20 protein-coding genes and 1 pseudogene are annotated in these 21,942 nt (G+C 56.3%); 13 read left to right on the plus strand and 8 right to left on the minus strand.

All coding sequences use genetic code 11. The features are described 5' to 3' along the window. The first annotated feature begins 94 nt into the window (after positions 1 to 94). Together ABLV30_RS06835 and cirA are read left to right on the plus strand one after the other, a co-directional pair. Complete coding sequence (locus ABLV30_RS06835) at positions 95 to 1,564, plus strand: amino acid permease (RefSeq protein ID WP_004852681.1); 1,470 nt, start codon at positions 95 to 97, stop codon at positions 1,562 to 1,564. 303 nt (positions 1,565 to 1,867) lie between these two features. Beyond that, positions 1,868 to 3,841 carry a catecholate siderophore receptor CirA gene (gene cirA, locus ABLV30_RS06840; RefSeq protein ID WP_014230158.1) on the plus strand — a complete coding sequence of 658 codons (1,974 nt, stop codon included), beginning with the start codon at positions 1,868 to 1,870 and terminating at the stop codon, positions 3,839 to 3,841. A gap of 110 nt (positions 3,842 to 3,951) precedes the next feature. On the opposite strand, the gene ABLV30_RS06845 is transcribed toward cirA, so the two are convergent. From ABLV30_RS06845 to fghA, 3 genes and pseudogenes are all read right to left on the minus strand, one after another. Beyond that, positions 3,952 to 4,062: a DUF5431 family protein gene (locus ABLV30_RS06845; RefSeq protein WP_305955786.1), complete on the minus strand. Its 111-nt coding sequence runs from the start codon at positions 4,060 to 4,062 to the stop codon at positions 3,952 to 3,954. Then, a pseudogene (locus ABLV30_RS06850) lies at positions 4,011 to 4,163 on the minus strand (Hok/Gef family protein); the annotation flags it as partial. The gene ABLV30_RS06845 and the pseudogene ABLV30_RS06850, both read right to left, overlap by 52 nt. Positions 4,164 to 4,399: 236 nt before the next feature. Beyond that, positions 4,400 to 5,236: an S-formylglutathione hydrolase gene (fghA, locus tag ABLV30_RS06855; protein ID WP_014839058.1), complete on the minus strand. Its 837-nt coding sequence runs from the start codon at positions 5,234 to 5,236 to the stop codon at positions 4,400 to 4,402. Between the two features lie 368 nt (positions 5,237 to 5,604). Here fghA and folE point away from each other — a divergent pair, with 368 nt between their 5' ends. The 6 genes from folE (at position 5,605) to mglC (ending at position 12,578) form a co-directional block, all read left to right on the plus strand. Continuing rightward, on the plus strand, positions 5,605 to 6,273 hold the full coding sequence (gene folE, locus ABLV30_RS06860) for a GTP cyclohydrolase I FolE (protein ID WP_004103895.1): 669 nt from the start codon (positions 5,605 to 5,607) through the stop codon (positions 6,271 to 6,273). Between the two features lie 15 nt (positions 6,274 to 6,288). Continuing rightward, positions 6,289 to 7,446 carry a DUF418 domain-containing protein YeiB gene (gene yeiB / locus ABLV30_RS06865; protein WP_265801575.1) on the plus strand — a complete coding sequence of 386 codons (1,158 nt, stop codon included), beginning with the start codon at positions 6,289 to 6,291 and terminating at the stop codon, positions 7,444 to 7,446. Between the two features lie 155 nt (positions 7,447 to 7,601). Beyond that, positions 7,602 to 8,624 (plus strand): HTH-type transcriptional regulator GalS, encoded by a 1,023-nt coding sequence (galS, locus tag ABLV30_RS06870; RefSeq protein WP_014230155.1) that lies wholly within the window; start codon positions 7,602 to 7,604, stop codon positions 8,622 to 8,624. A 289-nt stretch (positions 8,625 to 8,913) separates the two neighbouring features. Next, on the plus strand, positions 8,914 to 9,912 hold the full coding sequence (gene mglB, locus ABLV30_RS06875; RefSeq protein ID WP_014230154.1) for a galactose/glucose ABC transporter substrate-binding protein MglB: 999 nt from the start codon (positions 8,914 to 8,916) through the stop codon (positions 9,910 to 9,912). Positions 9,913 to 10,031: 119 nt separating this feature from the next. Then, on the plus strand, positions 10,032 to 11,552 hold the full coding sequence (mglA, locus tag ABLV30_RS06880) for a galactose/methyl galactoside ABC transporter ATP-binding protein MglA (RefSeq protein ID WP_049071642.1): 1,521 nt from the start codon (positions 10,032 to 10,034) through the stop codon (positions 11,550 to 11,552). Positions 11,553 to 11,567: 15 nt separating this feature from the next. Beyond that, positions 11,568 to 12,578, plus strand: a complete 1,011-nt coding sequence (mglC, locus tag ABLV30_RS06885) for a galactose/methyl galactoside ABC transporter permease MglC (RefSeq protein ID WP_004852662.1) — start codon at positions 11,568 to 11,570, stop codon at positions 12,576 to 12,578. 191 nt (positions 12,579 to 12,769) lie between these two features. On the opposite strand, the gene sanA is transcribed toward mglC, so the two are convergent. The 5 genes from sanA to ABLV30_RS06910 form a co-directional block, all read right to left on the minus strand. After that, positions 12,770 to 13,486, minus strand: coding sequence for an outer membrane permeability protein SanA (gene sanA / locus ABLV30_RS06890; RefSeq protein WP_004852661.1), 717 nt, complete (start codon positions 13,484 to 13,486; stop codon positions 12,770 to 12,772). Between the two features lie 124 nt (positions 13,487 to 13,610). Continuing rightward, positions 13,611 to 14,495, minus strand: a complete 885-nt coding sequence (cdd, locus tag ABLV30_RS06895) for a cytidine deaminase (protein ID WP_032750617.1) — start codon at positions 14,493 to 14,495, stop codon at positions 13,611 to 13,613. 127 nt (positions 14,496 to 14,622) lie between these two features. Then, complete coding sequence (locus ABLV30_RS06900) at positions 14,623 to 15,318, minus strand: CidB/LrgB family autolysis modulator (protein WP_025106754.1); 696 nt, start codon at positions 15,316 to 15,318, stop codon at positions 14,623 to 14,625. Then, a complete protein-coding gene (locus ABLV30_RS06905; protein ID WP_014230151.1) occupies positions 15,315 to 15,713 on the minus strand; it encodes a CidA/LrgA family protein in 399 nt (132 codons plus the stop codon). Before ABLV30_RS06905 ends, ABLV30_RS06900 begins: the two co-directional genes overlap by 4 nt. Positions 15,714 to 15,834: 121 nt before the next feature. After that, entirely contained in the window at positions 15,835 to 16,752 is a 918-nt protein-coding gene (locus ABLV30_RS06910; protein WP_047723230.1) for a LysR family transcriptional regulator, read from the minus strand. Between the two features lie 126 nt (positions 16,753 to 16,878). On the opposite strand from ABLV30_RS06910, the gene ABLV30_RS06915 reads away from it, so the two are divergent. From ABLV30_RS06915 to ABLV30_RS06935, 5 genes are read left to right on the plus strand one after another with little or no spacing between them, the layout of a single operon-like run. After that, positions 16,879 to 18,237, plus strand: coding sequence for an aromatic acid/H+ symport family MFS transporter (locus ABLV30_RS06915; RefSeq protein ID WP_047723232.1), 1,359 nt, complete (start codon positions 16,879 to 16,881; stop codon positions 18,235 to 18,237). Between the two features lie 11 nt (positions 18,238 to 18,248). Next, complete coding sequence (gtdA, locus tag ABLV30_RS06920) at positions 18,249 to 19,286, plus strand: gentisate 1,2-dioxygenase (RefSeq protein WP_154950481.1); 1,038 nt, start codon at positions 18,249 to 18,251, stop codon at positions 19,284 to 19,286. 23 nt (positions 19,287 to 19,309) lie between these two features. Continuing rightward, a complete protein-coding gene (locus tag ABLV30_RS06925) occupies positions 19,310 to 20,008 on the plus strand; it encodes a fumarylacetoacetate hydrolase family protein (protein WP_154950483.1) in 699 nt (232 codons plus the stop codon). A gap of 8 nt (positions 20,009 to 20,016) precedes the next feature. Next, the gene (gene maiA, locus ABLV30_RS06930) at positions 20,017 to 20,661 is read left to right on the plus strand and encodes a maleylacetoacetate isomerase (RefSeq protein ID WP_348865584.1); all 645 of its coding nucleotides are present in this window, start codon (positions 20,017 to 20,019) and stop codon (positions 20,659 to 20,661) included. An 8-nt stretch (positions 20,662 to 20,669) separates the two neighbouring features. Further along, positions 20,670 to 21,863, plus strand: coding sequence for a 3-hydroxybenzoate 6-monooxygenase (locus tag ABLV30_RS06935; RefSeq protein ID WP_025106758.1), 1,194 nt, complete (start codon positions 20,670 to 20,672; stop codon positions 21,861 to 21,863). The last annotated feature ends 79 nt before the right edge of the window (positions 21,864 to 21,942 follow it).

The raw sequence follows: 21,942 nt of genomic DNA on the forward strand, positions 1-21,942 counted from the left end.
ATGAAGCTCTCTTATAACTTTGCAATTGTATCGGATGGATCACAGACACTCTGCTACAATCTCGCCTCGTTTTTTGGATGGATAGCATTTTCACATGGTTTCGGATACTAAAACCACAGAAGCGCCCGGTTTACGTCGTGAACTGAAGGCGCGCCACTTGACCATGATCGCGATTGGCGGTTCCATAGGTACAGGTCTTTTTGTTGCCTCTGGCGCAACGATTTCTCAGGCGGGCCCGGGTGGGGCGCTGCTCTCTTATATTCTCATCGGCCTGATGGTTTATTTCCTGATGACCAGCCTCGGCGAGCTGGCGGCGTTTATGCCGGTGTCCGGCTCTTTTGCCACCTACGGGCAGAATTACGTTGAGGAAGGCTTTGGCTTCGCACTGGGCTGGAACTACTGGTACAACTGGGCGGTGACCATCGCCGTTGACCTCGTTGCCGCTCAGCTGGTGATGACCTACTGGTTCCCCGATGCACCCGGCTGGGTCTGGAGCGCGCTGTTCCTCGGCATCATGTTCCTGCTGAACTGGATCTCGGTAAAAGGCTTTGGTGAAGCGGAATACTGGTTCTCGCTGATCAAAGTGGCCACCGTCATCATCTTTATTATTGTCGGCGTGATGATGATCTTTGGCATCTTTAAAGGCGCACAGCCTGCGGGCTGGAGCAACTGGGTTGTCGACGATGCGCCGTTTGCCGGCGGCTTTGCGGCGATGATTGGCGTGGCGATGATTGTCGGCTTCTCGTTCCAGGGAACCGAGCTTATCGGCATCGCGGCCGGCGAGTCGGAAAACCCGGAGAAGAACATTCCGCGCGCCGTGCGGCAGGTGTTCTGGCGTATCCTGCTGTTCTATGTGTTCGCCATCCTGATTATCAGCCTGATTATTCCGTATACCGACCCGAGCCTGCTGCGTAACGACGTGAAAGATATTTCCGTCAGCCCGTTCACGCTGGTCTTCCAGCACGCGGGGCTGCTGTCGGCGGCGGCGATTATGAACGCGGTTATTCTGACGGCGGTACTGTCGGCGGGTAACTCCGGGATGTACGCGTCCACCCGCATGCTCTACACCCTGGCCTGCGATGGCAAAGCGCCGCGTATTTTCTCTAAGCTGTCTAAAGGCGGCGTGCCGCGTAATGCGCTGTATGCCACCACGGTGATTGCAGGGCTGTGCTTCCTGAGCTCGATGTTCGGTAATCAGACCGTTTACCTGTGGCTGCTGAATACCTCCGGCATGACCGGCTTTATCGCCTGGCTGGGGATTGCCATTAGCCACTATCGCTTCCGTCGCGGCTACGTGCTGCAGGGGAACGATCTCAACGATCTGCCGTATCGTTCCGGCTTTTTCCCGTTGGGGCCGATCTTCGCTTTCGTGCTGTGCCTGATCATTACCCTGGGCCAGAATTACGAAGCGTTCCTCAAAGATACCATCGACTGGGGCGGCGTGGCGGCAACCTATATCGGCATTCCGCTGTTCCTGGTGATCTGGTTCGGTTACAAGCTGGCGAAAGGAACGCGTTTTGTGCGCTACAGCGAAATGAAGTTCCCGGAGCGTTTTAAAAGCTAAGGTCAGCTGACGCCGTAAGATAAAACCCTCTCATCGAGAGGGTTTTTTTATGTCTGTGATTCTTACATGTTGATACAGTTATTCATAATTTTATTGATAATTGTAATCATTATCTTTATCATTTCCACCAAATTCAGGATGAAGCCAATCCCCGTATCTTGCAGAGGGTCAGACTGACAAGGGGCGACCAGCCACATCTACTGTAAAAAATTGCGCGCATACGCCGTTAGAGCGCTATGCCGACAGTACCTGTGAGCAGGACCTTTTTTGTTTGTTTTGTTGTACACCTCATGGAGATATGGAATGTTCAGGCTAAACCCTTTTGTCCGGGCCGGATTATGCGCGTCCGTCGTATCCCTGGCGTTTCCGGCGCTCGCCGACGTTAACGAAGAAACGCTGGTCGTCACCGCTGCGGCAACTGAACAGAGCGTCAAAGATGCGCCCGCCAGTATTAGCGTTATCACCCAACAGGATCTGCAGCGTAGACCGGTACAAAACCTGAAGGATGTACTGCGGGAAGTGCCGGGCGTGCAGCTCACCAACGAAGGGGATAATCGCAAAGGGGTGAGCATTCGCGGCCTCAGCAGCGGCTATACGCTGATCCTCGTTGACGGCAAACGCGTTAACTCGCGCAACGCCGTTTTCCGCCACAACGATTTTGACCTCAACTGGATCCCGGTTGATGCCATTGAGCGTATCGAAGTGGTGCGCGGGCCGATGTCTTCCCTCTATGGTTCCGACGCCCTCGGCGGCGTGGTCAATATCATTACCAAAAAAGTCGGTCAGCAGTGGACGGGCACCCTCAGCGCGGATACCACCATTCAGGAACACCGCGATCGCGGCGATACGTACAATGGTCAGTTCTTTACCAGCGGCCCGCTGATTGACGGCGTGCTGGGGATGAAAGCCTACGGCAGCCTGGCAAAGCGTGCCAAGGACGATCAGCAGGCTTCCAGCAACGCAGCTGGCGAAACGCCGCGTATTGAAGGCTTCACCAGCCGCGACGGCAACGTCGAATTCGCCTGGACGCCCACTGATAATCAGGACATCACCGCTGGCTACGGGTTCGATCGCCAGGATCGGGATTCCGACTCTCTTGACCGCAACCGCCTTGAGCGCCAGAACTACTCCCTGAGCCACAACGGCCGCTGGGATGTCGGCAATAGCGAGCTGAAATTCTACGGCGAGAAAGTGGATAATAAAAATCCGGGCCAGGCCGGAACGATCACATCTGAGAGTAACTCGGTGGACGGCAAATACGTTCTGCCGCTGGGCATGATCAACCAGCTGCTGACCTTCGGTGGCGAATGGCGTCACGATAAGCTGAAAGATCCGGTCAACCTGAGCAGCGGCGGTAAATCTACTTCCGCCAGCCAGTACGCGCTGTTCCTCGAAGATGAATGGCGGATAATCGAACCTCTGGCCTTAACCACCGGCATCCGTATGGACGATCACCAGACCTATGGCGATCACTGGAGCCCGCGTGCTTATCTGGTGTATAACGCCACCGATACCGTGACCGTGAAGGGCGGCTGGGCGACGGCATTTAAAGCGCCATCCCTGCTGCAGCTGAACCCGGACTGGACCACCAACTCCTGCCGCGGCTCGTGCAGCATTATCGGTAACCCGGATCTGAAACCGGAAACCAGCGAAAGCTTCGAACTGGGTCTTTACTATCGCGGCGAAGAGGGCTGGCTTGAAGGCGTGGAAGGAAGCGTCACCACCTTCCAGAATAACGTTGACGATATGATCGATATCCTGCGTACTTCCAGCGCCAGCGAAGCGCCGGGCTACCCGAATTTTGTCGGCTGGAAAACGGTGAACGGTAAGCGCGTGCCGGTATTCCGCTACTTCAACGTCAATAAGGCGCGTATCAAAGGGGTAGAAACTGAATTGAAGGTGCCGTTCGGCGACGAATGGAAGCTGACGGTAAACTACACCTACAACGATGGTCGCGACCTGAGTAACGGCGGCGATAAACCGCTGCAAACGCTGCCGTTCCATACCGCTAACGGTACCCTCGACTGGAAACCGCTGGACGACTGGTCCTTCTACGTCACCGCCAACTATACCGGCGAACAGCGTTCGGTCAGCGCGACGGGCAAAACGCCCGGCGGCTACACCATGTTTGATATCGGCGCGGCCTGGAACGTCACCAAAAACGTCAAGCTGCGCTCCGGGGTACTCAACGTGGGCGATAAGGATCTGAGCCGCGACGACTATAGCTATACGGAAGAAGGGCGCCGCTACTTTATGGCCGTCGATTACCGCTTCTGACCGGGCGATAAAAGAGGGCTGGCAGATTTCCCTGCCAGCCCTCGCTAAAGGCGCTCAGGGTGAAGCCAGACGGAAAAGCGGTGGGCGAACCCACCGCTCCAGGTGGCTACTTACCGGATTCGTAAGCCATAAAAGCAGCTACCTCCCTGTTCGTATCGCGGTAGCGAATTTCGCAAAGCGATTTTCTTACCATCAGGGTGAACGCTAATAGCGTGATACACACGATGAGCAGACACCAGATCGGGACGTTGGGCGGTACCTTCATGGTTTGTTCTCCTTGCCTTACGGCGGGTAAGAGACTAACCTGATGTTGTCTAGGCATCGGGACAGCCTCGTGGGTGATTACATTACCTTCGGGGCTTTCTTCTTTCTGCCTCAGCACAACGGTAAAACTCAATCCTGCTCTGAGGCGAAAGCCTCAAGCGCCGCCAAAAATCATACCCCCGACGACGGAAAATACACTATCTCTCTGTATATATTAGTTTTTATGACTATTGGATGATGAGGCATTTTGCGTATCAATGCGCCGGGAAGGTGCTTCACGACGCATTGAAAGGATCAGGAGAAGAGGTGCCGGGCATGGAAGCGCAGGTGGTCCTCAATAAATGAGGCGATAAAGTAGTAGCTGTGATCGTACCCGGGCTGAATACGCAGGGTTAACGGCCAGCTTTTCTGACGCGCGGTTTCCGCCAGCACCGCCGGCTGCAGCTGTTCGGCGAGGAATGTATCGCTATCGCCCTGGTCAATCAGGGTTGGAATCGCATCTGACTCGCTGCTGGCCTGCATTAACGCGCAGCTGTCCCAGGCCTGCCAGGCCGCTTCATCCGCTCCCAGATAGGCGGTAAACGCTTTTTTGCCCCAGGGAACCTGGGTCGGGTTAACGATAGGCGCGAACGCGGAAACGCTGACGAAGCGGCCCGGATTCTTCAGCGCCATCACCAGCGCGCCGTGGCCGCCCATGGAATGCCCGCTGATGGCGCAGCGGCCGCTGAGATTAAACTCGCGGGCAATCAGCTGCGGCAGCTCGTCGCGAAGGTAATCGTACATGCGGAAATGCGCGGACCAGGGCGCCTGGGTGGCATTGAGATAAAAGCCAGCGCCTTTCCCCAGATCGTAAGCGCTATCGTCGGCAACGTTATCACCGCGCGGACTGGTGTCCGGCATCACCAGCGCAATGCCCAGTTCGGCGGCGACGCGCTGAGCGCCCGCTTTGGTGGTGAAGTTTTCATCGTTGCAGGTCAGGCCGGAGAGCCAGTAGAGAACCGGCGGCGGCGCGTCAGCGGCGGCGGGAGGTAAAAAGATGCTGAAGGTCATTGCGCAGTTCAGCGTTGCGGAGTCGTGCCGCCAGCGTTGCTGCCGACCTTCAAAACAGCGGTGCTCTTCGAGCAGTTCCATGCAGGGCTCCTTAAGTGTCTCAGGCGTAATTTTCCATAATACAGATATTTCATGCCCTCGTGAGTAACTTTCACTTCCTCCTTTTCGGAACGTATTGCATCATTAATGCAACTTTTAACCAACATGCTGACCTTGCCGCAGCGGCAGGCGTCGCGCTATGGGTCGGCGATTGGCTTGGTTGCGGCAAGGTGAGCAGGGCGTTGCGTGACGCATCGTAGTGCGCTGGTCTGGCGGCGTGGAACGAGAGGTGACGCCAATTTCAACAATTATCGATGCGGCTACTGGATTCTGTGCGTCACCTCACGCACAATGAATACAAACTTTGCCCTCAGAAGAGCAAAGAGCGCCACACCTGCAGGAGAACAAAAATGTCATCACTGAGTAAAGAAGCCATACTCGTTCATGAAGCGCTGGTCGCTCGTGGGCTGGAGACGCCGCTGCGTCCGCCAGTACAAGAAATTGATAATGAAACTCGCAAGCGTCTGATCGCCGGACACATGACCGAGATTATGCAGCTGTTAAACCTTGATCTAAGTGATGACAGCCTGATGGAGACCCCGCATCGCATCGCCAAAATGTACGTCGATGAGATCTTCTCCGGACTGGACTACGCCCGGTTCCCCAAAATCACCGTCATCGAAAATAAGATGCAGGTTGATGAAATGGTGACCGTGCGCGATATCACCCTGACCAGCACCTGTGAACACCATTTTGTGACCATTGACGGCAAAGCCACGGTGGCCTATATCCCGAAAGATTCGGTGATTGGCCTGTCGAAAATTAACCGTATCGTGCAGTTCTTCTCCCAGCGTCCGCAGGTGCAGGAGCGGCTGACGCAGCAGATCCTTACCGCGCTGCAAACGCTGCTGGGGACCAGCAACGTCGCGGTTTCCATCGATGCGGTGCACTACTGCGTGAAAGCGCGCGGCATTCGCGATGCCACCAGCGCCACCACCACCACGTCGCTGGGCGGCCTGTTTAAATCCAGCCAGAATACCCGCCAGGAGTTCCTGCGCGCCGTACGTCACCACAACTAAAACGGAGCAGGGTACATGGAGAGAAATGTCACGCTGGACTTTGTCCGCGGCGTCGCCATCCTCGGTATCCTGCTACTGAATATCAGCGCCTTCGGTTTACCGAAGGCTGCTTACCTCAACCCGGCGTGGTCCGGGAACATTTCCGCCAGCGACGTCTGGACCTGGGCGATTCTCGATCTGCTGGCGCAGGTCAAATTCCTGACCCTATTCGCCCTGCTGTTTGGCGCCGGACTTCAGCTTCTGCTGCCGCGCGGCAAGCGCTGGATCCAGTCGCGCCTGACGCTGCTGGCGCTGCTTGGCTTTATTCACGGACTGTTTTTCTGGGACGGCGATATTCTGCTGGCCTATGCGCTGGTCGGGCTGGTGGGCTGGCGAATGGTGCGCGACGCGCACGATGTCAAATCGCTGTTTAATACCGGCGTGGTGCTGTACGTTATCGGCGTGGCGGTACTGCTGTTGCTGGGATTGATTTCCGGCAATACGCCCAATCGTTCGTGGCTGCCGGACGCGGCAAATTTGCAGTACGAGCAGTACTGGAAGCTAAAAGGCGGCTTTGAAGCGGTGAGCAATCGTGCGGATATGCTGTCGGATAACCTGCTGGCGCTGGGCGCGCAGTACGGCTGGCAGCTGGCCGGTATGATGCTGATGGGCGCCGCGCTGATGCGCAGCGGCTGGCTCAAAGGTCAGTTCAGCCTTCGCCACTATCGGCGTACCGGCGGGCTGCTGATTGCGGCCGGAATGGCGGTCAACTTGCCCTCGATTATTGCCCAGTGGCATCTTGGCTGGGACTACCGCTGGTGCGCATTTTTGCTACAGGCGCCGCGGGAGCTGGGCGCGCCGCTGCAAACCATCGGCTACGCGGCGCTGGCCTGGGGCTTCTGGCCGCAGCTGTGTCAGAGTCGTCTGGTGGGGGCGATTGCCTGCGTCGGGCGCATGGCGCTAACCAACTATCTGCTGCAGACCCTGATTTGCACTACCCTGTTCTACCGCTTCGGCCTGTTTATGAAGTATGACCGCTTACAGCTGTTAGCCTTCGTACCGGCCGTATGGGCGGTTAATCTTCTCTTCTCGTGGTTTTGGCTACGTCATTTCCGTCAAGGGCCCGTTGAGTGGCTATGGCGTCAATTCACCCTGCGTGCGTCGGGGACATCATTAAAAGATACATCCAGATAACGATCTGGATCACAATCATTAACAAAATGGATGTAACCGTTTCCATCCCTGTGACCTCACTCACGTAGCGTACGGCACGTCGCTGCCAGAATAGCCTCCTTGCTGAACACAGGAGGTGAGTGTGACGTACTGCAATGCTCTACAGGTCGGTGAGTATGATCACCATTCGTGATGTCGCCCGCCAGGCGGGTGTTTCCGTCGCGACGGTTTCGCGCGTGCTGAATAACAGCGCGCTGGTGAGCCCGGATACGCGAGAAGCGGTAATGAAGGCGGTAACGCTGTTGGGCTATCGGCCAAACGCCAACGCGCAGGCGCTGGCGACGCAGGTCAGCGATACCATCGGCGTGGTCGTGATGGACGTGTCGGACGCCTTTTTTGGCGCGCTGGTCAAAGCGGTTGATACCGTCGCCCAGCAGCATCAGAAATATGTGCTAATCGGCAACAGCTATCATGAAGCGGAAAAAGAGCGTAACGCCATTGAGGTGCTGATTCGCCAGCGCTGTTCAGCGCTGATCGTCCACTCTAAAGCGCTGAGCGACGCGGAGCTGGGGGATTTTATGGAGCATATGCCGGGAATGGTGCTGATTAACCGCATCGTGCCGGGATACGCCCACCGCTGCGTTGGGCTGGATAACGTCAGCGGCGCGCTGATGGCGACCCGCATGCTGCTCAATCATGGTCACCAGCGCATCGGCTACCTCTCTTCCAATCACGGCATTGAAGATGATGATTTACGGCGAGAAGGGTGGTTAAGGGCGTTACATGAACACGGCATTGTCGCTCCCGAAAGCTGGGTGGGATCCGGGTCGCCGGATATGCAGGGCGGTGAGGCGGCGATGGTCGAACTGCTGGGGCGCAACCTTGGTCTGAGCGCGGTTTTCGCCTACAACGACAGTATGGCGGCCGGCGCGCTCACGACGCTTAAAGATAACGGCATTGCCGTACCGCAGCATCTTTCGCTGATCGGTTTTGATGATATCCCCATTTCCCGTTACACCGACCCGCAGCTGACAACGGTCCGTTATCCGATTATGTCGATGGCGAAACTGGCGACAGAGCTGGCGCTACAGGGCGCGGCGGGAAAGCTGGATCGTGACGCCAGCCACTGCTTTATGCCGACGCTGGTGCGCCGACATTCGGTGGCGCAGAGGCAAATTGTGGGGCCGATCACTAACTAATTATCTGCCTGATGTAACCGCTTTCAATATGTGAGTGATTTCACAGTTTGTTAACATTAAGCTGACTATGATTGCTGCGTTTACAAGTCTGAACATACTATGTCACGGTGATTAATCACTTTTACAGCAGTAATCGGCGGTTAAACGATTAATAAAGCCGTTTTTCAGGAGCGTTACCCTACACGGAAGACAGAATTACAGTCGTGAATGTCGCTGTGCAGTAACATAAATGTAACGCTCGCCAGCCATTTTCACACCAAAGACCCTGCATAATAAAACCGGAGATTCCATGAATAAGAAGGTGTTAACCCTGTCTGCTGTAATGGCTAGCATGTTATTTGGCGCCGCGGCTCACGCAGCAGATACCCGTATCGGCGTGACGATTTATAAATACGACGACAACTTTATGTCGGTGGTGCGTAAGGCAATTGAAAAAGATGGCAAATCAGCGCCGGATGTTCAGCTGCTGATGAATGACTCGCAAAACGACCAGTCCAAGCAGAACGATCAGATTGACGTCCTGCTGGCAAAAGGGGTAAAGGCGCTGGCGATTAACCTGGTTGACCCGGCGGCGGCGGGGACGGTCATCGATAAAGCGCGTGGCCAGAACGTGCCGGTGGTGTTCTTTAACAAAGAACCTTCCCGCAAGGCGCTGGATAGCTACGATAAAGCGTACTACGTCGGTACCGACTCAAAAGAGTCCGGCGTGATTCAGGGTGACCTGATTGCCAAGCACTGGAAAGCGAACCCGAACTGGGATCTGAATAAAGACGGCCAGATTCAGTTTGTCCTGCTGAAGGGCGAGCCGGGCCATCCGGATGCGGAAGCGCGTACCACCTACGTTATTAAAGAGCTGAACGATAAAGGCTTCAAAACTCAGCAGCTGGCGTTAGATACCGCCATGTGGGATACCGCTCAGGCGAAAGATAAGATGGATGCCTGGCTGTCTGGCCCGAATGCCAACAAAATTGAAGTCGTCATCGCTAACAATGATGCGATGGCCATGGGCGCGGTAGAAGCGCTGAAAGCGCACAATAAGAGCAGCATTCCGGTATTCGGCGTCGATGCGCTGCCTGAAGCGCTGGCGCTGGTGAAATCCGGCGCCATGGCGGGTACCGTACTGAACGATGCCAACAATCAGGCGAAAGCCACCTTCGATCTGGCGAAAAACCTGGCCGATGGTAAAGAACCGGCTGCCGGTACTCAATGGAAAATTGATAATAAGATTGTCCGCGTACCGTACGTTGGCGTTGATAAAGATAATCTGAGCGAATTTATCGGTAAGTAATCGCTTAATAAGCTGCGGGCGTACGCGCTTGTACGCCCGATTATTCCTGATACAGAACCCGTCCCGGCTCGTCGTTAATGCGTCGGCTGGGGTATGCACGCACGCAGCCAGGTATAACTATGGTCAGCAATAATAGCGAACGGTCAGGCGAATATTTGTTGGAAATGAGCAACATCAACAAATCGTTTCCTGGCGTCAAGGCTCTCGATAATGTGAACCTCAAGGTTCGTCCCCACTCTATTCACGCGTTAATGGGGGAGAACGGCGCGGGCAAATCTACATTATTAAAATGCCTATTTGGAATCTATCAAAAAGATTCCGGCAGTATTCTTTTTCAGGGACAAGAGATCGATTTCCATTCGGCAAAAGAAGCCCTGGAAAACGGTATTTCAATGGTTCATCAGGAATTAAACCTGGTATTGCAACGTTCGGTAATGGACAACATGTGGCTGGGGCGTTATCCCACCAAAGGCATGTTTGTCGATCAGGACAAAATGTATCGTGATACCAAAGCGATTTTCGATGAGCTGGATATTGATATCGACCCGCGCGCTCGCGTCGGAACGCTATCGGTATCGCAAATGCAGATGATTGAAATTGCGAAGGCATTTTCCTATAACGCCAAAATTGTGATTATGGATGAGCCGACTTCTTCGTTAACCGAAAAAGAGGTCAACCATCTGTTTAAAATTATCCGCAAGCTGAAAGAGCGCGGCTGCGGCATAGTCTATATTTCCCACAAAATGGAAGAGATCTTCCAGCTGTGCGATGAAATTACCATCCTGCGCGACGGCCAGTGGATTGCCACCCAGCCGCTGGAAGGGCTGGATATGGATAAGATCATCGCGATGATGGTGGGCCGCTCCCTCAATCAGCGCTTCCCGAACAAGGAGAATAAGCCGGGTGAGGTAATTCTTGAGGTGCGCAATTTAACCTCACTGCGCCAGCCATCGATTCGCGATGTCTCTTTCGATCTGCACAAAGGCGAAATCCTGGGGATTGCCGGACTGGTTGGCGCGAAACGTACCGATATCGTCGAGACGTTATTTGGTATTCGCGAGAAGGCCAGCGGGACGATCAAGCTGCACGGTAAGAAGATTAATAACCATAATGCCAATGAAGCCATCAACCATGGCTTTGCGCTGGTGACCGAAGAGCGCCGTTCGACGGGAATTTATGCCTACCTGGATATCGGTTTTAACTCGCTGATCTCCAATATTAAGAAATACAAGAATAAGGTCGGATTGCTGGATAATTCACGCATGAAAAGCGATACCCAATGGGTGATTGATTCGATGCGCGTGAAAACTCCGGGGCAGCACACGCAAATTGGTTCGTTGTCCGGTGGTAACCAACAAAAAGTGATTATCGGTCGCTGGCTATTGACCCAGCCGGAAATTCTGATGCTCGATGAACCCACGCGCGGCATTGACGTTGGGGCGAAGTTCGAAATTTACCAGCTGATCGCCGAGCTGGCAAAAAAAGACAAAGGAATCATTATTATTTCCTCCGAGATGCCGGAGCTGCTGGGTATTACTGACCGTATTCTGGTAATGAGCAATGGTCTTGTTGCCGGAATTGTTGAGACTAAAACCACCACGCAAAACGAAATTCTCCGTCTTGCGTCGTTGCACCTTTAAGATCAGGGGCTCCTCATGAGTGCGTTAAATAAAAAGAGTTTTCTCACCTATTTGAAAGAAGGTGGGATTTACGTGGTTCTTTTAGTATTGCTGGCCATTATTATTTTCCAGGATCCGACTTTCTTAAGTTTGCTGAACTTAAGTAATATTCTGACCCAGTCTTCGGTGCGTATTATTATCGCTCTCGGCGTGGCCGGACTTATTGTCACCCAGGGAACCGACCTTTCAGCCGGACGCCAGGTCGGCCTGGCGGCGGTTATCGCCGCCACGATGCTGCAGGCGGTGGACAATGCCAATAAGGTGTTCCCGGAGATGGCCACGATGCCGATCCCGCTGGTTATCCTGCTGGTGTGTGCGATCGGCGCGGTCATTGGTCTTATCAACGGTATTATCATCGCTTACCTGAACGTGACGCCGTTTATCACCACCCTCGGCACGATGATCATCGTTTACGGTATCAACTCCCTGTATTACGACTTTGTTGGCGCGTCGCCGATTTCCGGCTTCGATAGCCACTTCTCGCAGTTTGCCCAGGGGTTTATCGCGCTGGGCTCATTCCGCCTGTCGTATATCACCTTCTATGCGCTGATTGCCGTGTTCTTCGTATGGATCCTGTGGAACAAGACCCGCTTTGGTAAAAACATTTTTGCTATCGGCGGTAACCCGGAAGCGGCGAAGGTCTCCGGCGTCAACGTCGCCCTGAACCTGCTGATGATTTATGCGCTCTCCGGCGTGTTCTACGCGTTCGGCGGGCTGCTGGAAGCCGGACGTATCGGTTCGGCGACCAACAACCTTGGCTTTATGTATGAACTGGATGCGATTGCCGCCTGCGTGGTCGGCGGCGTATCGTTCAGCGGCGGCGTCGGTACCGTATTTGGCGTGGTGACCGGGGTGATAATCTTCACCGTCATCAACTACGGTCTGACCTATATCGGCGTGAACCCGTACTGGCAGTACATCATCAAAGGGGCGATTATCATCTTCGCCGTGGCGCTGGATTCGCTTAAGTATGCGCGGAAGAAGTAACGATTAGTGAATGAAGGCAGGCGTCAGTTCAGGCGTCTGCCTTTTGCATTTTCTGGATGATAATTTGCCGCCTTCCTGCCACTCGAATTATTCAGGGTATCTATCCTCAGTATCCCGATACTCACTCGCGTAATCAGAAAAGTATTCCCGCTCGATAAGACGCCAGTTATCACGCTCACTTTATGGAGGCTTTACTTCTCTTTTTTCTGCAGCTCCAGCAGCTGCTGCGGCGTGACCGCCGGATAGGACTGTGCGCCGTCGGGAACTTCCTGCAGCGCGGGAATCGGGATCAGCGGGCCTAAAAAGCGCGGTTCGCGTTTAAAAATATAGAGATCCGCCAGCGCGCCGAAGCGGGCGCCGAACTCGCGCAGGCGAACGCTCCACATATCCTTCGGCGACGGCACCGCGTAGCACTGCGCCTGAATCCCCATATGCAGGGCAATAAACAGCGCGCGCTCGCAGTGGAAGCGTTGGGTAATAATAATAAAGTCGTTAGTATCGAAGACTTTACGGGTGCGGACAATCGAATCGAGCGTACGGAAACCCGCATAGTCCAGCACAATATCCGCCGGATCGACGCCGGCTTTAATCAAATCGCGGCGCATGGTCATCGGCTCGTTATAGCTTTGCAGCGCGTTATCGCCGCTGAGCAGCAGATAGTTCACCTTGCCGCTGTTGTAGGCGTTCAGCGCACCCTGAATCCGGTAACGATAATATTGGTTGATAACCCCGGTACGGTAGTACTTGGCGGTACCGAGCACGACGCCGACCTGGCGGTAGGGCAGGTCCTGTAGCTCATCGTAAATATAGGGAGAGGTTTTCCAGCTCATCCAGCGGTCGAGTCCCAACACGGTTAACAGCAGCAAGCCGAACAGGACTAACAGGCTGTATAACACACGCTTTAACATGGACCTGGCTCAATAGTGGACGAAGGAAGCTTCAGGCTACTTTACCCGTCGGGCAAGCGCAAGAAACCGTCGTTTAATTGCGGGGATTTTCAACAGCGCGGGCCGTTTGGCCCGCAGAATGTGACTAACCTAACAGTACGCGATCGATATTATGGCAGCCCAGCGCCTTCAGCGTCGCCGCGGTGGCGTCCCACTGGATAAGCGCCGCATCGGCCTTCTCGGCCAGGATCGCGCGCTGGATATCCGGGTAATCGTATCCGTTGAGGCTCAGCAGATTCAGCGCACCCTGCAGCGGGGGCAGCGTCGGGTTAAAGGCGGCGTTTTCGGCATAGCTACCGGTGAAAAGAGTACCGTCTTTCAGCTCCAGCGCAACGCCGGATGGTGAGTTGCTGTAAGGCATATGGCAACGGTTGGCCGCCTGAATCGCCGCCTGAGCCAGCGCGTCGCCGCTGAGCGGGAAGCCGTGGTCCTGCTCATCCATCAGCAGGGTTTTTATGTCCAGATCTTTCGGGCCGAAAGCGTCCGGCAAATAGTACTGCAGCGAATGCGCTTCGCGCCCGGGAAGGTGGATGCGCAGCGACAGGCCGCTGTTCAGTTCGTTCATAAACTGACGACAGTGGCCGCAGGGGGTGTAGTTCACGGTAATCGCCCGCAGGGATTTTTCGCCGCGCAGCCAGGCGTGGCTGATGGCGCTTTGTTCGGCGTGCACGGTTTGCTGCATGGTGGCGCCGAGAAATTCCATATTGCCGCCGAAGTACCAGGTACCGCTGATGCCGCGGGCAATCGCGCCGACGTTAAAATGCGACAGATCGGCCCGCGCGCAGGCCGCCGCCAGCGGCAATAAAGCAAAGGCCAGCGCGTCTTCATCCAGCCCCGTCGCGCTTTGCAGCGCTGCCACCTGGTCTGCATTCAGCAGGGCCGGGAAATGCGGGTCGGCCAGCATCGGGGCGATGGCCGCTTGCAGGTCCGCCGCCAGTTGGGGAAGAACAGCTTGAAAACGTGGGTGCATGGCGTTGCCTCATAACAATGTAATGGAAATCTAGTGTACGGGTGGTTACAACCTGTATATGTGATAAACATCTCATTGTCATTGCAACTAATCTGTGTTGCATTTAAAAATGTGATTCAAATCACATTTAACCAACCACTGCTAAAATGAGCGGAAACAAAAACGGCGCGACCAGCGAGGTAATAATCCCGCAAAGCACCAGCGCCAGCGAGCTGAACGCCCCTTCCTGATAGTCGAGCTCAGCGCAGCGGGCGGTCCCCAGGGCGTGGGATGCGGTACCCATCGACAGCCCGCGCGAGGCCTTGGTGCGGATGCGCATCACATTCAGCAGGGTGTGGCCAAAGACCGCGCCGAGAATGCCGACGAAAATAACGCAGACCGCGCTGATCGCCGGGATCCCGCCAATGCTGCTGCTCACCGCCATGGCAATCGGCGTCGTCACCGATTTCGGCAAAATAGAGGCGGCAATCTGCGGGGTTGCGCCCATCATCAGGGCAACGGTAGTGCCGGTGACCATCGCCACCACGCTGCCGATAAAGCAGATGGTGATGATTGACTTCCAGCGGGCGCGGATTTGGTGCAGCTGCTCATACAAAGGAAAGGCCAACGCCACCACCGCCGGCTGCAGCAGGTCGTTAAGAATTTTGCTGCCCTGGAAATAGCGCTCGTAGGAGATGCCGGTAATCAGCAGAAAAGGTATCAGCACCACCATCGCGACCAGCAGCGGGTTGAGAAGCGGAAATTTAAACCGCGCCGCCAGCCTGCGGGCAAGGAAAAAGACGGCCAGGGTTAACGGCAGTGACCACCAGATTTCATGGATCATTTTTCACTTCCTTTTTGCCCAACCACTTTGCGCTCACCGTGAACCAGGTGTGAACTCCAGCTGACCACTAAAAAGACCACCAGCGTGCTTATCGCGCAGGAGACCACCACCGGGCCAAACTGCGCGCGCAGTAAATCCCAGTACTGCATGACGCCGACGCCAATAGGTACAAACAGCAGCGCCATATAGCGAATCAGGATGTTGCAGCCGGGGTTGACCCACTGTGCAGGCAAGATTTGCAGCGCCAGCAGAAAAAACAGAATCAACATGCCAATAATGCTGCCGGGAATCGCGATTGGCAGGAGCGAAGAGAGAAAAATGCCCGCATACAGGCAGGCGTAGATGAGCACGAAAGCGCGCAGATACTGCCAGATAATAATCAGTGATTTACTCATGGTAATAACCCTTGATGAACCGCATTCATCATACAATTAAAGCCAAAAATGTGCTACCGATCACATCATGAATTCTGCGCATACCTGCGATAGAGACCGTGAACACCGGACCGGGCGACGGTCAGAGTGAAGATTGCAGGGACAGGCAATGGAGAAATCGGCTCAGCGCCAGCGACGGCGCTTCACTTTTTCGCCAGAACACCCCAACGCTACCTTTTTGTTCAATGCGCGGCAAATTAAGAATCGCCAGCTGGCGCTGGGCCGCGTAGCGCTGCGCCAGGCGCAATGAGAGAATCGAGACCATATCGCTGCTCTGCAGCAGATTGCTGGTGACGTTCATCGAGGCGGACTCAATGGTGTTTTCCGGCAGCATCACGCCGTTATCCACCAGCGCGTTGTCGATGCTCAGGCGAATTGGCGTGCCGGTGGGCCAGACGATCCAGCGCCACGGAGAGAGGTCGGCCCAGCTTAATCGCGATTTCTGGGCCAGCGGGTGATCGGGGCGGGCGACAAAACAGACCGGTTCGGTGTAGAGCACCCGGTAGCTCAGCGGCAGCTCCAGCGCCCGCCCGCCGACGCGCCCGACGACGACATCCACCACGCCGGCGAGCAGGTCGTTAAGCAGCGGCGTCATCACTTTCTCTTCGATATTCAGGTGCAGAGTCGGCATCTCTTTCAGCAGTTCGAGGATCGCTTGTGAGACGCAGTCGGTCGCCACCGGTGAACAGCCGATCATCAGGCTGCCCACCTGCCCGCCCTGTTTAAAACGCTCGATTTCATACTGCGAACGCGACATATCGTTAATCAGCCGCTGGGCGTGCTGAAGCAGCAGCTTTCCGCCTTCGGTCGGGCGCAGACCTTTGCTGTGGCGTTCGAACAAAACCATGCCGACTTCGTCTTCAAACTGGCTGAGCCATTTGGAGAGCGCGGGCTGAGTAATGTTCATCATTTTCGCCACCTGCGTGAGATTGCCTTGCTCCCCCAGCGCCACCAGCATCTGTAAATGGTGCAGCTTCAGTTTCTGCGTCCAGTCTGCCATCAGCGATAACCTCCAGGTTATGTCTATGCCCGAAATACCATTGTACATTTCATTGCCACAGTTACAAACTCGCAACATAAAAGAAATAAATACAACATCTACCCCTACCTGCTCTGAGGCATAATCATGACTCAACGACTTGAACTACAAAAACTACTCAACGCTGCGCCGGTCGGCGCCCGACAGTGGCGCGTGATTATCTGCTGTTTCCTGGTGGTGATGCTTGATGGCTTCGATACCGCCGCGATTGGTTTTATTGCGCCGGATATCCGCAGCCACTGGCAATTAACCGCCGGTGACCTCGCGCCGCTATTTGGCGCAGGCTTGCTGGGCCTGACCGCCGGGGCGCTGCTCTGCGGTCCGCTCTCCGACCGCTTTGGCCGCAAACGGGTGATTGAGTTCTGCGTCGCGCTGTTCGGCCTGTTCAGCCTGCTTTCCGCGTTTGCCCCCGATCTACAGATGCTGGTGTTCCTGCGTTTTCTGACCGGTCTCGGCCTCGGTGGCGCGATGCCTAATACCATTACCATGACCTCGGAATATCTGCCCGCCCGGCGGCGCGGGGCGCTGGTGACCCTGATGTTTTGTGGATTCACCCTCGGCTCGGCCTTCGGCGGCGTGGTCAGCGCGCAGCTGGTCCCGCTGATTGGCTGGCACGGTATTCTGGTGCTGGGCGGCGTTTTGCCGCTGCTGCTGGCGGTGGCGCTGATACCGCTGCTTCCCGAATCTCCGCGCTGGCAGATCCGTCGCCAGCTCCCGCAGGCGGTGATTGCCAAAAACGTTAGTGCCATAACCGGCGAACGCTATACCGATACCCATTTCTGGCTTGATGAGCCTGCCGCAGGGGCGAAGGGCAGCATCAGCCAGCTGTTCGCCGGGCGCCAGCTGGCCATCACCTTAATGCTATGGGTGGTGTTCTTTATGAGCCTGCTGATTATCTATCTGCTCTCCAGCTGGATGCCCACGCTGCTTAACCATCGGGGGATTGATTTACAGCACGCTTCGTGGGTCACCGCCGCCTTCCAGATTGGCGGTACCTTCGGCGCCTTGCTGCTCGGCGTGCTGATGGATCGCTACAACCCGTATCGGGTGCTGGCGCTGAGCTACGGCCTGGGGGCGGTCTGTATCGTCATGATTGGCCTGAGCGAGAACGGCCTGTGGCTGATGGCGCTGGCGATTTTCGGCACCGGGATTGGCATCAGCGGCTCGCAGGTAGGGCTGAATGCGCTAACCGCTACGCTGTATCCCACCCAAAGCCGCGCGACCGGGGTGAGCTGGTCAAACGCGGTCGGCCGCTGCGGCGCCATCGTCGGCTCGCTCTCCGGCGGCGTGATGATGGCGATGAATTTCTCTTTTGACACCCTGTTTTTTGTTATCGCAGTACCGGCCGTCGTTAGCGCCGTGATGCTTGTCCTGCTGACGCTTGCCGTCCGCAACCCAACATCTGTACCTGCCGCGTTGCCTTCTGCTGGCATCGTGAATAAATAAGGAGAACGCTCATGACTCAATCTTCAATGGAAATCAATAAAGACCGTCAGCAGTACTATCAGCATATTTCCGGACAAAACCTGACGCCGCTTTGGGAATCCCTGCACCACCTGGTGCCGAAAACGCCGAATGCCACCTGCGCCCCGGCCTACTGGAATTATCAGGAGATTCGCCCGCTGCTGATGAAAAGCGGCGAGCTGATTGGCGCGAAAGAGGCGATACGCCGCGTGCTGGTGCTGGAGAACCCGGCGCTGCGCGGACAGTCATCGATTACCTCCTCGCTGTACGCCGGATTACAGCTGATTATGCCCGGCGAAGTGGCGCCGAGCCACCGTCATAACCAGTCGGCGCTGCGCTTTGTGGTTGAAGGTGAAGGGGCATTTACCGCCGTCGATGGCGAACGCACCGCCATGCGCGCCGGCGACTTTATTCTGACGCCGCAGTGGCGCTGGCACGATCACGGCAATCCCGGCAATGAGCCGGTGGTCTGGCTCGACGGCCTCGACCTGCCGCTGGTGAACTATCTGGGCTGCGGCTTCGCTGAGGATTACCCGGAAGATCAGCAGCCGGTGACCCGCAAAGAGGGAGACTACCTGCCGCGCTACGCCGCCAATATGCTGCCGCTGCGCCATCAGGTCGGTAACTCTTCGCCCATCTTTAACTATCGCTACGACCGCAGCCGCGAAGCGCTGCACGACCTGACGCGTATGGGCGATGCCGATGAGTGGGACGGCTATAAAATGCGCTACGTTAACCCGGTTACCGGCGGCTACCCGATGCCGTCGATGGGCGCCTTCCTGCAGCTGTTACCGAAAGGGTTTACCTCACGCGCGGCGAAAACCACCGACAGCACTATCTATCACGTGGTGGAAGGTAGCGGCCAGGTCACCATTGGCGAACAGACCTTCGCCTTCCTGGCAAAAGATATCTTCGTGGTGCCGACCTGGCACGCCGTCTCTTTTAACTCTGCCGAAGATACCGTGTTATTCAGCTTTTCGGACCGTCCCGTGCAGGAAGCGCTCGGCCTGTTCCGCGAAGCGCGTTATTAAAAATGAAGAATAAGGAATCCATCATGACTCAATACGTTTTTGCACCCCAGGCCCCGATTAGCGTTCCGGTTGTCGGCAGCGATGAGCAGTTCCCGGTGCGCCGCGTTTACTGCGTGGGCCGCAACTACGCCGCTCACGCGCGTGAAATGGGCTTTGACCCGGATCGCGAACCGCCGTTTTTCTTCTGTAAGCCAGCCGATGCGGTGGTGCCCGTCGCTGCGGGAGAGACGCTGGAGTTACCGTATCCGACGCAAACCGACAACTATCACTACGAAATTGAACTGGTGGTGGCGATTGGCAAGCGGGGAAGCGATATCCCGCTGGAGCAGGCCCATGAGTATATCTGGGGCTATGCCACGGGGCTGGATATGACCCGCCGCGATCGCCAGATGGAGATGCGCCAGATGGGCCGTCCGTGGGAGATTGGCAAAGCTTTTGACCTGTCCGCGCCGATTGCGCCGCTGCATAAAGCGGATACGGCGGACGTGAACCAGGCCGGAATTTGGCTGCAGGTAAACGGGGAAGATCATCAGCGCAGCGATATTCGCCACCTGATCTGGTCGGTTAATGAAACCATCAGCTATCTTTCCGGCTTCTTTGAGCTGCAGTCCGGCGATCTGATTTTCACCGGCACGCCGGAAGGCGTCGGCGCGGTGGTGAAAGGCGATGTCATCACCGGCAACGTAGATGGACTGACGCCAATCGCCGTGCGCGTGGTGTGAGGTGAATGATGAAGCTGTACAGTTTTTTCAATAGCTCAGCCTCCTACCGCGTGCGCATCGCGCTGGCGCTGAAAGGCATCGACTACAAGAGCGTGGGCGTCAATATCCGCATCGGTCAGCAGAACGCGCTGGAGTACCGGCGGCTGAATCCGGTTGGCCTGGTGCCAACGTTGATTACTGATGATGGTGAATCTCTCGGCCAGTCGCTGGCGATTGCCGACTGGCTGGATCGGCACTATCCGCAACCGCTGCTGCTGCCCCAGGAGGACAGCGCGCGGATGCGGGTCCTGGAGATTGTTTACGCCATCGCCTGCGATATTCATCCAATAAACAACATGCGCGTTTTACGCTACCTCAGCGACGAACTGAAGGTAAGCGAAGAGGAGAAAAAGCGCTGGTATGCGCACTGGATCCAGCAGGGATTCAGCGCCGTCGAGCAGCTATTGCGCCACGCGAAATCCGGCGCTTTTTGCGTGGGCGATGCGCCCACCCTGGCAGACTGCTGTCTGGTACCGCAGTGGGCCAACGCGCTGAGAATGGGCTGCGATCTCAGCCACTATCCGCGCTGCCAGGCGGTCTATGACGCCTGCACCCGGCTACCGGCGTTTATCGCCGCCGCGCCGGAAAACCAACAAGATAAGATCCCGGCTTAGGAGGCAACATGGCAAAAGTGATGCGAGCAATTATTGTCGGCGGTGGTATTGGCGGAGCGGCCACGGCGCTCTCTCTGGCGCGCCAGGGCATCAAAGTGATGCTGCTGGAAAAGGCGCATGAAATCGGCGAAATCGGCGCGGGGATCCAGCTTGGCCCAAATGCGTTCTCGGCGCTGGACAGCCTCGGCGTCGGCGAAGTCGCCCGCCAGCGGGCGGTATTTACCGACCATATCACCATGATGGATGCGGTAAGCGGCGAAGAGGTGGTGCATATTGAGACCGGACAGGCGTTCCGCGACCATTTTGGCGGGCCGTATGCGGTGATCCACCGGGTAGACATCCACGCCACCGTTTGGGAAGCGGCGCTGACCCATCCGGCCGTGGAGTATCGCACCTCGACCCAGGTGGTGGATATCCGCCAGACCACCGATGACGTGACGGTTTTCGATGACAAAGGCAACAGCTGGACGGCGGATATCCTGATCGGCTGCGACGGCGGTAAGTCGGTTGTACGCCAGAGCCTGCTGGGCGATTCGCCGCGGGTGACCGGCCATGTAGTCTATCGCGCGGTGGTCGACGCCGCCGATATGCCGGACGATTTGCGCATTAACGCGCCGGTGCTGTGGGCCGGTCCGCACTGCCACCTGGTGCATTATCCGCTGCGCGGCGGCAAGCAGTACAATCTGGTGGTGACCTTCCACAGCCGGGAGAAAGAAGAGTGGGGCGTGCGCGACGGCAGTAAAGAAGAGGTGCTCTCCTACTTTAAAGGCATTCACCCGCGTCCCCGGCAGATGCTGGATAAGCCGACCTCCTGGCGGCGCTGGTCCACCGCCGACCGCGAGCCGGTAGAGAAATGGGGCAATGACCGCATCACGCTGGTTGGCGATGCCGCTCACCCGGTGGCGCAGTATATGGCCCAGGGGGCCTGTATGGCGCTGGAAGACGCGGTGACGCTGGGTAAAGCCCTGGCGCAGTGCGACGGCGATGCCGCCCGCGCTTTCGCGCTGTATGAGTCGGTACGTATTCCGCGTACTGCGCGGATCGTCTGGTCGACGCGTGAAATGGGGCGGGTCTATCACGCCGCCGGCGTTGAGCGCCAGGTACGCAACCTGCTGTGGAAAGGCAAGACCCAGAGCGAGTTTTATCGCGGCATCGAGTGGCTGTACGGCTGGAAAGAGGATAACTGCCTGGAACCACGTTAAGCGGCTGTGCATTTCCCAGGGCGCAGACAGAGGTGACCTTGTAGCCCGGCTAAGCGCAGCGCAAGCCGGGAAAACCGAT

The sequence above is a fragment of the Klebsiella sp. CN_Kp113 genome (genome assembly GCF_040064585.1).
In the GTDB taxonomy this organism is placed as follows: Bacteria; Pseudomonadota; Gammaproteobacteria; order Enterobacterales; family Enterobacteriaceae; genus Klebsiella; species Klebsiella michiganensis.